Annotated in this window: 10 protein-coding genes; 6 read left to right on the top strand and 4 right to left on the bottom strand. The window is 63.0% G+C overall.

Going from position 1 to position 13634, the window contains the following annotated elements:
- Positions 1–109 precede the first annotated feature (109 nt).
- The 4 genes from pabB to OIU19_RS02290 all read right to left on the bottom strand — a co-directional run bounded on the left by pabB (position 110) and on the right by OIU19_RS02290 (position 4707).
- Positions 110–1453: an aminodeoxychorismate synthase component I gene (pabB, locus tag OIU19_RS02275; RefSeq protein ID WP_264233082.1), complete on the bottom strand. Its 1344-nt coding sequence runs from the start codon at positions 1451–1453 to the stop codon at positions 110–112.
- 196 nt (positions 1454–1649) lie between these two features.
- Positions 1650–2630 (bottom strand): alpha-L-glutamate ligase-like protein, encoded by a 981-nt coding sequence (locus OIU19_RS02280; protein ID WP_264233083.1) that lies wholly within the window; start codon positions 2628–2630, stop codon positions 1650–1652.
- On the bottom strand, positions 2630–4165 hold the full coding sequence (locus tag OIU19_RS02285; protein ID WP_186554981.1) for an inactive transglutaminase family protein: 1536 nt from the start codon (positions 4163–4165) through the stop codon (positions 2630–2632). Before OIU19_RS02285 ends, OIU19_RS02280 begins: the two co-directional genes overlap by 1 nt.
- A 5-nt stretch (positions 4166–4170) precedes the next feature.
- Entirely contained in the window at positions 4171–4707 is a 537-nt protein-coding gene (locus tag OIU19_RS02290; RefSeq protein ID WP_186554980.1) for an ATP-dependent zinc protease, read from the bottom strand.
- 286 nt (positions 4708–4993) lie between these two features.
- On the opposite strand from OIU19_RS02290, the gene OIU19_RS02295 reads away from it, so the two are divergent.
- The 6 genes from OIU19_RS02295 (at position 4994) to prpD (ending at position 13478) form a co-directional block, all read left to right on the top strand.
- Positions 4994–5710 (top strand): GntR family transcriptional regulator, encoded by a 717-nt coding sequence (locus OIU19_RS02295; protein WP_186554979.1) that lies wholly within the window; start codon positions 4994–4996, stop codon positions 5708–5710.
- Positions 5707–6597 (top strand): methylisocitrate lyase, encoded by an 891-nt coding sequence (prpB, locus tag OIU19_RS02300; RefSeq protein WP_264233084.1) that lies wholly within the window; start codon positions 5707–5709, stop codon positions 6595–6597. The genes OIU19_RS02295 and prpB overlap by 4 nt, the downstream gene beginning before the upstream one ends.
- A gap of 139 nt (positions 6598–6736) precedes the next feature.
- Positions 6737–7864 (top strand): 2-methylcitrate synthase, encoded by a 1128-nt coding sequence (gene prpC / locus OIU19_RS02305; RefSeq protein WP_264233085.1) that lies wholly within the window; start codon positions 6737–6739, stop codon positions 7862–7864.
- Between the two features lie 158 nt (positions 7865–8022).
- Complete coding sequence (gene acnD / locus OIU19_RS02310; RefSeq protein ID WP_264233086.1) at positions 8023–10611, top strand: Fe/S-dependent 2-methylisocitrate dehydratase AcnD; 2589 nt, start codon at positions 8023–8025, stop codon at positions 10609–10611.
- Between the two features lie 122 nt (positions 10612–10733).
- Positions 10734–11924, top strand: a complete 1191-nt coding sequence (gene prpF, locus OIU19_RS02315) for a 2-methylaconitate cis-trans isomerase PrpF (protein WP_264233087.1) — start codon at positions 10734–10736, stop codon at positions 11922–11924.
- A gap of 69 nt (positions 11925–11993) precedes the next feature.
- Entirely contained in the window at positions 11994–13478 is a 1485-nt protein-coding gene (gene prpD / locus OIU19_RS02320; protein WP_264233088.1) for a 2-methylcitrate dehydratase, read from the top strand.
- Positions 13479–13634: the final 156 nt, after the last annotated feature.

Raw genomic sequence — 13634 nt, forward strand, 5'->3', positions numbered from 1 at the left:
CGGTGTTGTCCTTTTCGCGGGCAAGCCCGCTCCCACAGGGATAGCGCTGATCTGAAAATATGCGCGGTTCCTGTGGGAGCGGGCTTGCCCGCGAAAAGGGCGACACGGATCAGAGGCTTTGCAGCGTCTGCATCAAGACCCGCACCTTGGCGATCGACTCTTCATACTCCGCCTCCCACTGCGAATCCGCCACCACTGCGCCACCGCCCCAGCAGCAGGCCTGACCGTCCTTGATCAGCAGGCTGCGAATGGCGATGGAGCTGTCCATTTCGCCGCGCACATCGATGTACAACAGCGAGCCGCAGTACAACGCCCGGCGCGTCGGCTCCAGCTCGTCGATGATCTGCATGGCACGGATCTTCGGTGCGCCGGTGATCGAACCACCGGGGAAACTGTCGCCGATCAGGTCCAGGGCGTCTTTGCCGCTGGCCAGGCGCCCGGTGATGCTGCTGACCAGGTGATGGACATTGGGGTAGCTCTCCAGGCTGAATAGCTCGGGAACCTTGACTGTGCCGATCTCGCAGGTGCGCCCCAGATCGTTGCGCAGCAGGTCGACGATCATCAGGTTTTCCGAGCGGTCCTTGGCGCTGGCGCGCAGTTCGGCAGCGTTGCGCGCATCTTGCTGCGGGTCGCTGGAGCGCGGCCGGGTGCCTTTGATCGGTCGGGTTTCTACCTGGCCCTGGCTAACGCGAACAAAGCGCTCAGGGGAAAAGCTCAGCAGCGCGCTGCCGTCGGCCAACTGCTGGTAGCCGGAGAACGGCGTCGGGCACGCCTTGCGCAGGGCCTGATAGGCGCGCCACGGATCGCCCTGGCACGGTGCGCGGAAACGCTGGGTGAGGTTGATCTGGTAGCAGTCGCCGGCCTGGATGTAGTGCTGGACCTGATCGAAAGCCTGGCGATATTGGGCGGGTTCAAGGTCGCCGCGCATGGGCGCAAGCAGCTGGAAGTCACCGCATTGATCAACGGCCGGCGCATCGAACAGGCTGATCAGCCGCAGCTGCTCGCTCGCTGGCAAACTGGGGTGAAATACCAGTTGCGTGGTGCCCAGCAGGTGGTCGCTGACCAGTGCCCAGGCATACAGGCCCAGCTGCGCATCCGCCAGGCCCAGATCGTCCGCGGCCATGCTGGGCAGCTGTTCCAGGCGCCGACCGAAGTCGTAGCTCAGGTAGCCGATCAGGCCACCGGCAAAGGGCAGCTCAAGGTTATCGGGTAGATCGGCGTGCCCCAGCTGGGTCAAGCCATCGCGCAGGCGCTGCAAGTAAGCCCGGCCATCTTCGTCAGGCTCTGCCTGCAAATGGGCCACCGGCCAGGCGCTGAGCAGGTCGAAGCGGCCACGCTCGGCTCCAGGGCGGGCGCTGTCGAGCAGGATCGCACCGGGCGCCTGGCGCAGTCGGGCGAAATAGGTGGCAGGGTCGGGCTGGTAGGGCAGGGGGTGGAGCGTACAGGTCGGCATGCGAATGGGCGGCGATGGAGGCGAGGAGGGGATTGTAATGGTCTGTAGGAAAAGGGCCTAGCACTGGGCGCGACATTCAAGCTTGTGTTTGGGTCCGCTTCGCGGCCCTTCGCGGGCGAGCCCGCTCCCACAGGGATAGCGCTGATCTGAAAATATGCGCGGTTCCTGTGGGAGCGGGCTCCAACGGGCTAAGCCATTAGCGTGAAGGTACGTGCCCAAACAGCCCTTGGGCCACGCGTACACGCTGGTCGGCGTCTTCGCTAATGCCATCTTTGGCCAGCGCTTCCAGATGCGCCTCGATGGCGTGGGTGCGCTGGGTCAAGCCGCAATCGTTGGCAATCTGAATGTTCAGGCCCGGACGCGCATTCAGTTCAAGGATCAACGGCCCTTTGTCCTGGTCCAGCACCATGTCTACACCGATATAGCCCAGGCCGCACAATTCATAGCAACCAGCGGCCAGCTTCATGAAGCCGTCCCAGTTCGGCAGCTGCACGCCGTCCACCGCGTTGGTGGTGTCCGGGTGCTTGCTGATGATGTTGTTCAGCCAGGTGCCGCGCAGGGTCACGCCCGTCGCCAGGTCGACACCGACACCAATGGCGCCCTGGTGCAGGTTGGCCTTGCCGCCCGACTGGCGGGTCGGCAGGCGCAGCATGGCCATGACCGGATAGCCCATCAGCACGATGATGCGGATATCCGGCACGCCTTCGTAGCTGATGCTCTTGAAGATCTGGTCCGGGGTCACCCGGTATTCGATCAGCGCCCGGTCCCGGTGGCCGCCCAACGAGTACAGGCCAGTGAGGATGCTCGAGACCTGGTGCTCGATCTCCTCGTGGCTGATGATCTTGCCCGACACCGTCCGGTAGCGATCCTCGAAACGGTCGGCGATCACCAGGATGCCGTCACCGCCAGCGCCTTGCGCCGGCTTGATGACGAAATCGCTACGCCCGCCGATGATCTCGTGCAGCTTGTCGATCTGCTTTTCGGTCTCGATGATGCCGTACATCTCCGGCACATGGATGCCGGCCTTGATCGCACGCTCCTTGGTGATGATCTTGTCGTCGACGATCGGGTACAAATGGCGCTTGTTGTACTTCAGGACGTAGTCCGCGTTGCGCCGGTTGATACCCATGATGCCCCGGGCCTCCAGGGCTTTCCACGTCTTGATCAGTCCGAACATCAGGCGTCAGCCTTTTTTACGAAAGCCTTGAAGCGAACGAGCTCGGTCAGGCGGTAGCCGCGGTAGCGACCCATCGCCAGCATGAAGCCCACCAGGATCAGCAGTACCGCCGGGAAGGTGAAGACGAAGTACACCAGCTCCGGCACCATCATCAGCAGGTGCGCCAGGGAGGCTGCGAACAGGGTGCCGATCGCCACTTTCATGGCATGGCCACCACCGCGTTCTTCCCAGGTGATCGACAGGCGTTCGATGGTCATGGTCAGAATCACCATCGGGAACAGCGCAACCGACAGGCCGCGCTCCAGGCCCAGCTTGTGGCTGAACAGGCTGATCGCGGCGATCAGCACCACGACGAAGGTCAACACCACCGACAGGCGCGGCAGCATCTGCAGCTTCAGGTGCTCAAGGTAGGAGCGTAGCGACAGGCCCAGCGCGGTGATCACGGTAAACAGCATGATGCCAAAGCCCAGCTGGGTCTCGCGGAAGGCCAGGGCGATCAGCACCGGGGTGAAGGTCCCCAGGGTCTGGATGCCGATCAGGTTGCGCAGCACCAGGATCACCAGCACGCCGATCGGGATCATCACCATGATCATGAAGGTCTGCTGGGTTTGCAGCGGCAGGCCGTACAGCGAGTATTCGAGAAAATCGGCGTCGGTGTTCTCGTCGGTCAGCTTGGCCAGGCGGATGGCGTTCATCTCGCTGTTGTTCATGCTGAAGGTGACGTTGGCTTTCTTGCCGCCATCGACGGTGATCAGGTTGTCATCACCGGTCCACCACAGCAGGCGATCGCTGGGCAGGCCCTGCTCGCCGGTATCCGGGTTGAAGTACAGCCAGTCATTGCCGTTGAAGCTGCGCAGCCACAGTTCCGGGGTCTGCGGGGTGTCGGCGACCAGGCGGATGGTGTGGACTTTTTCCATCGGCACGTGGGCGATCGACAGCAGCAGGTCGATGACCTTGGCCTTGTTCAGCGCCGAAGTATCACCGGCCAGCAGCAGCTTGACGTTGTCATCGTTAAGGTTGTTGACCCGCTTGATGGTCTCGCTGACAAAGGTCTCGACGTCGGCCGAGTGCTGGCGGATCGGCGCCATCAGGGCTTCGGCGGCAATCTTCTCGGGGCCTTCCACGGCCAGGCTGTCGCGGAAAGTCGGGCCTTTGATGGTGGTTTTTTCGTTGCTGTAGCGCTTGGTCAGCACCAGGCGGTAATAAAGCGTCTGGTTGCCGCTGGCGCGGCGGGCCGACCAGGTTACCTTGCGGTTGCCGTCGGCGCGGTTGACGCTCACCCCATAGTTGTTGGAGATGAAGCTCTCGTTGAGGCTGACGTAGTCACGGCTCAAGGGCGGCACGAACATCTGTACCTTGACCGGATCCTTGGCACTGGCGACGAACTCGACCTTGGCGTCGATGTTCCACAAGTCGTCGGTCTCATCCTCGGTCACCGGGATGCCGAGGAAGAAGATCTGATAGGCCGTAACCGCCACGCCCAGCAGCACCAGCACGGTGATGAGGACTTTCAGGTGAAGGGTAAGAGAGCGCATCGGGATTACTCTGCTTTAGGAGCGTCGGTGGCACAGGCAGGTTTGCCGGCCGCGTATTTGAGGCTTGGGTCGACCAGCGCATCGAAGTCTTTCAAGGCCTCCGAGCCGATCAGCAGCGGGAACTGGAAGGCGCTGCGGTCGGTGAGGTTGACTTCGATGGTGCGCAGGGTCTGGCCCATGCAAATGTTCAGTTCGATCACCGGGCGGGCGGTGTAGGCCTTGCCTTCTTCAGCGTCATAGTCGCCAGCGCGGCGCTTGATCTTGCTGACCCGGGCCAATGGCCGTTCGATCGGGTGCGAATGCGCGGCGTCGATGGCCAGGTAGAAACGTACCCAGCTCTCGCCGTTGCGCTTGAAGCGCTTGATGTCGCGGGCGCTGAGCGAGGCGGTCTTGGCACCGGTATCGAGCTTGGCCGCGACCTCAAGGTCCAGGTCGTTCAAGCGCGCATATTCGTTGAGCCCGTACACGGACTTTTGAGCCGCTTGGCCAAGGGCCGGCAGCAGGGCAAGGCAGAGCAACATTAAAACGGGTGTAAGTCTCATAAATCCTGGCGCGGTGCTGTGCTGGGTTCAGGGCAAGGCGACTGGCCAAGCATCCTCGTTAATCTGTCAACAATATGAATTGCCGTACAGACAGACTACTCATTCTCCCTCGGGAAGCGCGGCATTCTATCACGCCGACGTCTTGACGCCAGCGCGCCGCGATCTGACAGCGAATCAGCTGGGTAAGTTCGTTCTTAGACGATTGTCGACAATGTTGATTTTGTCTTTGACTGCGACGTTCTGTTTCGCTAGTTTTAGCCATAGATAAACCCAAGGTGTCGACAATATGCTGGACGTAACTCAGGCGCCCGCCACGCTGGCAGAAGAAACGGAAACCCTTTCCGAGAACGTTTTCCGGCGCATCCAGGCGGCCATCGTCAAAGGCGACATCGCCCCAGGCAGCAAGATCTCCGAGCCTGAGCTGGCGCGCACCTACGGCATCAGCCGCGGCCCACTGCGCGAAGCCATCCACCGCCTGGAAGGCCAGCGCCTGCTGGTGCGAGTGCCGCACGTCGGCGCGCGGGTGGTGTCGCTTAGCCACGCCGAGCTGATCGAGTTGTACGAAATCCGCGAATCCCTCGAAGGCATGGCGTGCCGCCTGGCTGCCGAGCGTATGAGCGTAGCCGAGATCGATGAGTTGCGCCGGGTGCTCGACACCCATGAGCGCGATGCTGCGTTCCAGGCCGGGGTTGGCTATTACCAGCAGGAAGGCGACTTCGACTTCCATTACCGGATCATCCAGGGCAGCGGCAACCAGACCCTGGTCAAGATGCTCTGCGGCGAGCTGTATCAGTTGGTGCGCATGTACCGCATCCAGTTTTCCGCCACGCCGAACCGCCCGCACCAGGCATTCGCCGAGCACCACCGCATTCTCGATGCCATCGCCGACCGAGACGGCGAGCTGGCCGAACTGCTGATGCGCCGCCACATCGGCGCATCCAAACGCAATATCGCGCGCCACTATCAAGGCGCTGACAACAATAGCCCACGAGGTGAGTCATGACTGTGAAGAGCACGCCCGGCCAACGTTTCCGCGACGCGGTGGCTGCCGAACATCCGTTGCAGGTGGTTGGCGCGATCAACGCCAACCACGCCTTGCTGGCCAAGCGCGCCGGCTTCAAGGCCATCTACCTCTCTGGTGGTGGCGTCGCTGCCGGTTCCCTGGGCCTGCCGGACCTGGGCATCAGCGGGTTGGATGACGTGCTCACCGACGTGCGGCGCATCACCGATGTGTGCGACGTGCCGCTGCTGGTCGATGTCGACACCGGCTTTGGCGCCTCGGCCTTCAACGTGGCGCGGACCGTGCGCTCGATGAACAAGTTCGGCGCTGCGGCGATTCATATTGAAGACCAGGTTGGCGCCAAGCGTTGTGGCCACCGGCCAAACAAGGAAATCGTCTCCCAGCAGGAAATGGTCGATCGCATCAAGGCGGCGGTAGACGCTCGCCTGGATGACAGCTTCGTGATCATGGCGCGCACCGATGCCTTGGCCGTGGAAGGCCTGAACGCTGCCCTGGACCGCGCAGCGGCGTGTGTCGAGGCCGGCGCCGACATGATCTTCCCTGAGGCGATCACTGAATTGCAGATGTACAAGACCTTCGCCGATCGGGTCAAAGCACCGATCCTGGCCAACATCACCGAGTTCGGCGCCACCCCGCTGTACAGCACCGACGAGTTGGCCTCGGTCGACGTCTCGCTGGTGCTGTACCCGCTGTCGGCGTTCCGCGCGATGAACAAGGCGGCGGAAAACGTCTACACCGCGCTGCGCCGCGATGGCACGCAGAAAAACGTCATCGACACCATGCAGACTCGCATGGAGCTCTACGATGCCATCGGTTACCACGCCTTCGAGCAGCGCCTCGATGCGTTGTTTGCCCAGAAGAAGGGCTGAGCCGAGTTGCAACGAACTCAATGATTCGCCTGTGCCGGCGCTATCGCGGGGCAAGCCCGCTCCCACGCTCTGATGGGCTAGCACAGGCACCCTTGATTAGCCAGAAATTCCATAACAAGTTCAATAAAGGAGAAACACCATGGCCGAAGCAAAAGTACTCAGCGGCGCAGGCCTGCGTGGCCAGGTGGCCGGCCAGACCGCCCTGTCGACCGTAGGCCAGGCCGGTGCCGGCCTGACCTACCGCGGTTATGACGTCCGTGACCTGGCCAAAGATGCCGAATTCGAGGAAGTGGCCTACCTGCTGCTGTATGGCGAGCTGCCCAGCCAAGCCGAACTGGACGAATACAAGACCAAGCTCAAGGGGCAACGTGATCTGCCCCAGGCACTCAAGGAAGTGCTTGAGCGCATCCCCGCCACTGCCCATCCAATGGACGTGATGCGCACCGGCTGCTCGGTACTCGGCACCCTGGAACCTGAGCTGACCTTCGACACCCAGCGCGACAAGACTGACCGCCTGCTAGCGGTATTCCCAGCGATCATGTGCTACTGGTACCGCTTCACGCATCACGGCGTGCGCATCGACTGCACCAGCGATGAAGCCACCCTGGGCGGGCACTTCCTGCACCTGCTGCACGGCAAGAAGCCGAGCGCGCTGCATGTCAAAGTGATGAACGTGTCGCTGATTCTCTACGCCGAGCACGAATTCAACGCCTCGACCTTCACCGCCCGGGTGTGCGCCTCGACCCTGTCGGACCTGTACTCCTGCGTCACCGCCGCCATCGGCTCGCTGCGCGGCCCGCTGCACGGCGGCGCCAACGAAGCGGCGATGGAGTTGATCGAACGCTTCCAGAGCCCGCAGCAGGCCACTGCCGAGTTGCTCAAGATGCTCGAGCGCAAAGACAAGATCATGGGCTTTGGCCATGCGATCTACAAAGAGTCCGACCCGCGCAACGAGGTGATCAAGGGCTGGGCCAAGCAGCTTGCCGATGAAGCTGGCGACAGCGTGCTGTACCCCGTCTCCGAAGCGATCGACAAGACCATGTGGGAGCAAAAACGCCTGTTCCCCAACGCCGACTTCTACCATGCCTCGGCGTATCACTTCATGGGTATCCCGACCAAGCTGTTCACCCCGATCTTCGTCTGCTCGCGCCTGACCGGCTGGGCGGCGCATGTCTTCGAGCAGCGTGCCAACAACCGCATCATCCGTCCGAGCGCCGAGTACGTCGGCGTTGAACAGCGCCAGTTCGTGCCCATCGCACAGCGCTGAATAGAAATAGAGAGGCAACCCGTTTCCCCTGTGGGAGCGGGCTTGCCCGCGAATGCGTCCGACTGGGCAACTGATGTGCACCTGCTGACGTATTCGCGGGCAAGCCCGCTCCCACAGTGACGGTGGAGCTTTCCGAATCCTGTGACCGAGCCTGAATGATGAACACTGCATACCGCAAAGCCCTGCCAGGCACCCCCCTGGACTACTTCGACGCCCGCGCAGCTGTCGAGGCCCTCAAGCCCGGCGCCTACGACGGCCTGCCGTACACCTCCCGCGTGCTCGCCGAGAACCTGGTGCGCCGCTGCGATCCGGCCACCCTCGATGCCTCGCTCAGCCAGCTGATCGAGCGCAAGCGCGACCTCGACTTCCCGTGGTTCCCGGCGCGTGTGGTGTGCCACGACATCCTCGGCCAGACCGCGCTGGTCGACCTGGCTGGTCTGCGCGATGCCATCGCCGACAAAGGCGGCGACCCAGCCCAGGTCAACCCGGTAGTGCCGGTGCAACTGATCGTCGACCACTCGCTGGCGGTCGAATGCGGCGGTTTCGACCCGCAGGCGTTCGACAAGAACCGGGCCATTGAAGACCGTCGCAACGAAGACCGTTTCCACTTCATCAACTGGACCAAAAAGGCCTTCAAGAACGTCGACGTGATCCAACCGGGCAACGGCATCATGCACCAGATCAACCTGGAGAAGATGTCGCCGGTGATCCACAGTGATCGCGGCGTGGCCTACCCAGACACCTGCGTCGGCACCGACAGCCACACCCCGCACGTCGATGCCTTGGGCGTGATCGCCATTGGTGTCGGTGGCCTGGAAGCCGAGAACGTCATGCTCGGTCGCGCCTCGTGGATGCGCCTGCCGGAAATCGTCGGCGTCGAGCTGACCGGCAAGCTGCAGCCGAACATCACCGCCACCGACCTGGTATTGGCCCTGACCGAGTTCCTGCGCAAGCAAAAAGTGGTGGGCGCCTACCTCGAATTCTATGGTGAGGGCGCCCGTGCCCTGACCCTGGGCGATCGCGCCACCATCTCCAACATGGCGCCGGAGTACGGCGCCACGGCGGCGATGTTCGCCATCGACCAGCAGACCCTCGACTACCTGCGCCTGACCGGCCGTGATGAGCAGCAGGTCCAGCTGGTCGAAACCTACGCCAAGGTTGCAGGCCTGTGGGCCGACAGCCTGGTTAACGCCGAATACGAGCGGGTGCTCAGCTTCGACCTGTCGAGTGTGGTGCGCAACATGGCCGGCCCATCCAACCCGCATGCCCGTGTCGCGACCAGCGAGCTGGCGGCCAAGGGCATCGCTGGCGCCTGGCAAGAGCTGCCGGGGCAGATGCCTGATGGCGCGGTGATCATCGCCGCCATCACCAGTTGCACCAACACCAGTAACCCGCGCAACGTGATTGCTGCAGGCCTGCTGGCGCGCAATGCCAACAAGCTCGGCCTGACCCGCAAACCGTGGGTGAAGTCCTCGCTGGCGCCAGGCTCCAAGGCGGTCAAGTTGTACTTGGAAGAAGCCGGCCTGGAGCAGGAGCTGGAGCAACTGGGCTTTGGCATCGTCGCCTTCGCGTGCACCACCTGCAACGGCATGTCTGGCGCGCTGGACCCCAAGATCCAGCAAGAAATCATCGACCGCGACCTGTACGCCACCGCGGTGCTGTCGGGCAACCGCAACTTCGACGGGCGGATTCACCCGTACGCCAAGCAGGCGTTTCTCGCCTCGCCACCCCTGGTAGTGGCCTATGCCATCGCCGGCACCATCCGCTTCGACATCGAGAAGGATGTGCTGGGCGTGGTCGACGGCAAACAGATTCGCCTCAAGGACATCTGGCCGAGCGACGAAGAGATCGATGCGGTGGTGCGTGCTGCGGTCAAGCCGGAGCAGTTTCGCAAGGTGTATATCCCGATGTTCGCCATTGAAGAGGACAAGGGGCCGAAAGTCGCGCCGCTGTATGAGTGGCGCGAGATGAGCACCTATATCCGTCGCCCGCCGTATTGGGAGGGCGCCCTCGCTGGCGAGCGTACCCTGCGCGGCATGCGCCCGCTGGCGGTATTGCCGGACAACATCACTACAGACCACCTGTCGCCGTCCAATGCGATCATGCTCGACAGCGCGGCGGGTGAGTACCTGGCGAAGATGGGGCTGCCTGAGGAGGACTTCAACTCCTATGCCACCCACCGCGGCGATCACCTGACGGCCCAGCGCGCCACCTTCGCCAACCCCAAGCTGTTCAACGAGATGGTGCGCAAGGAAGACGGCAGCGTGCAGCAAGGTTCGCTGGCGCGGATCGAGCCAGAAGGCAAGGTGACCCGTATGTGGGAGGCGATCGAGACCTACATGCAGCGTAAACAACCGCTGATCATCGTTGCCGGTGCCGACTACGGCCAAGGCTCGTCGCGCGATTGGGCGGCCAAGGGTGTGCGTCTGGCAGGGGTTGAAGCGATTGTCGCCGAAGGCTTCGAGCGCATTCACCGCACCAACCTGGTGGGCATGGGCGTATTGCCGCTGGAGTTCAAGCCGGGTACCGACCGCAAGACCTTGCAGCTTGATGGCAGCGAGCGCTACGACGTGTTGGGCGAGCGTACGCCGCGGGCGACCTTGACCTTGGTGGTCACCCGCCGTAATGGCGAGCGGCTCGAGGTGCCGGTGACGTGCCGGTTGGATACCGCTGAAGAAGTGTCGATCTACGAGGCGGGTGGGGTGCTGCAGCGCTTTGCCCAGGACTTCCTGGAAGGCACCGCGTAAAGGGGGGCCGCTACGCCCGCTTCGCGGGCAAGCCCGCTCCTGCCGGACCTGTGGGAGCGGGCTTGCCCGCGAAGGGGCGCGTAGCGGCCCCAGCCGTACAACTGAATGATCAGGACCGAACCATGGCATACGCACCGCAGATCAAGATCCCCGCCACCTACATCCGTGGCGGCACCAGCAAAGGCGTGTTCTTCCGCCTGCAAGACCTCCCCGAGCGCGCCCAGCAACCAGGCCCGGCCCGCGATGCCCTGTTGTTGCGGGTGATCGGCAGCCCCGATCCTTACGGCAAGCAGATCGACGGCATGGGCGGCGCCACCTCCAGCACCAGCAAGTGCGTGATCCTCTCGGCCAGCAGCAACGCTGAGCACGACGTCGACTACCTGTTCGGCCAGGTCTCGATCGACAAGGCCTTCGTCGATTGGAGCGGCAACTGCGGCAACCTCTCGGCAGCGGTCGGCTCGTTCGCCATCAGCAGCGGCCTGGTCGACCCCGCGCGCATCCCGCATAACGGCATCGCCACCGTGCGCATCTGGCAGGCCAACATCGGCAAGAGCATCATCGCCCATGTGCCAATCAGCGAAGGCGAAGTGCAGGAAACCGGTGATTTCGAACTGGACGGCGTGACCTTCCCCGCTGCCGAAGTGCAGCTGGAATTCCTCGACCCGGCCGCCGACGAAGACGGCGACGGCGGGGCGATGTTCCCCACCGGCAACCTGGTCGACGATCTCGAAGTGCCAGGTATCGGCACCTTCAAGGCGACCCTGATCAACGCGGGTATCCCGACCATCTTCGTCAATGCCGCCGACATCGGCTACAGCGGGCGCGAACTGCAAGACGCGATCAACGGCGATCCGGCGGCGCTGGCACGTTTTGAAACCATCCGCGCCTATGGTGCGCTGCGCATGGGCTTGATCGAGCACCTCGATCAGGCGGCCACGCGTCAGCACACTCCCAAGATCGCCTTCGTCGCGCCGCCAGTGGCCTATACCTCATCCAGTGGCAAGGCGGTTGCGCCAAGTGACATCGACCTGTTGGTTCGTGCGCTGTCGATGGGCAAGTTGCACCACGCCATGATGGGCACCGCCGCCGTGGCGATCGGTACCGCCGCCGCCATTCCAGGCACGCTGGTCAACCTGGCAGCGGGCGGCAACCCGCGTAGCGCGGTACGTTTCGGCCATCCCTCGGGCACTTTGCGGGTCGGCGCCGAGGCGCGTCAGGTGGATGGCCAGTGGACAGTCACCAAAGCAATCATGAGCCGAAGCGCTCGCGTGTTGATGGAGGGCTGGGTACGGGTACCTGGTGATGCCTTCTAGGCGCACCCCCTGACACGTGAGCGGCGCTCGGCTTCTTTGTTCAACCCTCTGCAACAGGAAGCAACCGAGATGAGCGCCAACGTTGACCTCAACGACCGCCCGGACTACGACCGGGTGCTGCAAACCATCGCCGACTACGTGCTCGACTATCAAGTTGGCTCGGCCGAGGCGCTGGATACCGCGCGCAACTGCCTGATGGACACCTTGGGCTGCGGCCTGTTGGCGTTGCGCTTCCCCGAGTGCAGCAAGCACTTGGGGCCGCTCGTCGAGGGCACGATCGTGCCCAACGGCGCGCGGGTGCCCGGCACCTCGTACCGGCTTGACCCGGTCAAGGCAGCCTGGGACATCGGCTGCATCGTCCGCTGGCTGGACTACAACGACACGTGGCTGGCGGCTGAGTGGGGGCATCCGTCCGATAACCTCGGTGGCATCCTGGCGGTGGCCGATCACCTCTCGCAAAAGCGCGTGGCAGCGGGCGAGCAGCCGTTGAACATGCGCCAGGTGCTCGAAGCCATGGTCATGGCGCACGAAATCCAGGGAGTGCTGGCGCTGGAGAATTCCTTCAACCGCGTCGGCCTGGACCATGTGCTGCTGGTCAAGGTCGCTTCCACGGCGGTATGCGCCAAGTTGATGGGGGCCAACCGCGAGCAGCTGTTGTCGGCGCTGTCGCATGCCTTCGTCGATGGCCAGGCGTTGCGCACCTACCGCCATGCGCCTAATGCCGGTTCACGCAAGTCGTGGGCGGCAGGCGATGCGTCAAGCCGTGGTGTGCGCCTGGCCGATATCGCCCTGCGCGGGGAGATGGGCATTCCGGGTGTGCTCAGTGCACAGCAGTGGGGCTTCTACGACGTCTTGTTCAGTCATACCAACAAGGATCTGGCGCTCAAGCCGGTCGACCAGCGTCAGCTGCGACTGCCTCAGGCGTTTGGCAGCTACGTGATGGAAAACGTCCTGTTCAAGATCAGCTTCCCGGCAGAGTTTCACGCCCAGACCGCCTGTGAGGCGGCGCTGGTGTTGCATCCAAAGGTGCGTAACCGACTGCATGAAATCGAACGCATCGTCATCACGACCCATGAATCAGCGATCCGCATCATTTCCAAGGTGGGGCCGCTGGCCAATGCCGCTGACCGTGACCATTGCCTGCAATACATGACCGCCGTGCCGCTGATTTTTGGCAACCTGGTGGCTGAGCACTACGAAGACAGCTTCCATGCCGCGCACCCGACCATCGACCGCCTGCGCGAGAAGATGGAGGTGGTCGAGGAGCCGCGATTCAGCCATGAATATCTTGAGGCTGACAAGCGCTCGATCGCCAATGCGCTGCAGGTGTTCTTCAACGATGGCTCAAGTACCGAGCAGGTGACGGTGGAGTATCCGATCGGTCATCGGCGGCGGCGGGCCGAGGGTATCCCGTTGCTTGAGGAGAAGTTCAAGGCCAACCTGGCCACCCGCTTTGCCGGGCAGCGTTGTGCGCAGATCTTTGCCTTGTGCAAGGCGCAGGCGCAGCTGGAGGCGACGCCGGTGCATCGGTTTGTCGATCTATTCGTGATCTGATGATTTTGTAGTGTCCATGCGAGCCTCATCGCAGGACAAGCCCGCTCCCACGCAATCCAGAGCCCATGTAGCGAACTGCGTGGGAGCGGGCTTGCCCCGCGATGAGGTCGGTACAGGTACCGCAAAAAAAAGCCCCGGCATTCTTGCCGGGGCTTC

It is taken from the genome of Pseudomonas sp. BT-42-2, assembly GCF_025847435.2.
GTDB classification, from domain to species: Bacteria; Pseudomonadota; Gammaproteobacteria; order Pseudomonadales; family Pseudomonadaceae; genus Aquipseudomonas; species Aquipseudomonas urmiensis.

Coding starts and splice junctions, on each gene's coding strand:
- pabB (WP_264233082.1), bottom strand. CDS start 1,453: ATGCCGACCTGTACGCTCCACCCCCTGCCCTACCAGCCCGACCCTGCC.
- prpC (WP_264233085.1), top strand. CDS start 6,737: ATGGCCGAAGCAAAAGTACTCAGCGGCGCAGGCCTGCGTGGCCAGGTG.
- acnD (WP_264233086.1), top strand. CDS start 8,023: ATGAACACTGCATACCGCAAAGCCCTGCCAGGCACCCCCCTGGACTAC.
- prpF (WP_264233087.1), top strand. CDS start 10,734: ATGGCATACGCACCGCAGATCAAGATCCCCGCCACCTACATCCGTGGC.
- OIU19_RS02280 (WP_264233083.1), bottom strand. CDS start 2,630: ATGTTCGGACTGATCAAGACGTGGAAAGCCCTGGAGGCCCGGGGCATC.
- prpD (WP_264233088.1), top strand. CDS start 11,994: ATGAGCGCCAACGTTGACCTCAACGACCGCCCGGACTACGACCGGGTG.
- OIU19_RS02290 (WP_186554980.1), bottom strand. CDS start 4,707: ATGAGACTTACACCCGTTTTAATGTTGCTCTGCCTTGCCCTGCTGCCG.
- OIU19_RS02295 (WP_186554979.1), top strand. CDS start 4,994: ATGCTGGACGTAACTCAGGCGCCCGCCACGCTGGCAGAAGAAACGGAA.
- OIU19_RS02285 (WP_186554981.1), bottom strand. CDS start 4,165: ATGCGCTCTCTTACCCTTCACCTGAAAGTCCTCATCACCGTGCTGGTG.
- prpB (WP_264233084.1), top strand. CDS start 5,707: ATGACTGTGAAGAGCACGCCCGGCCAACGTTTCCGCGACGCGGTGGCT.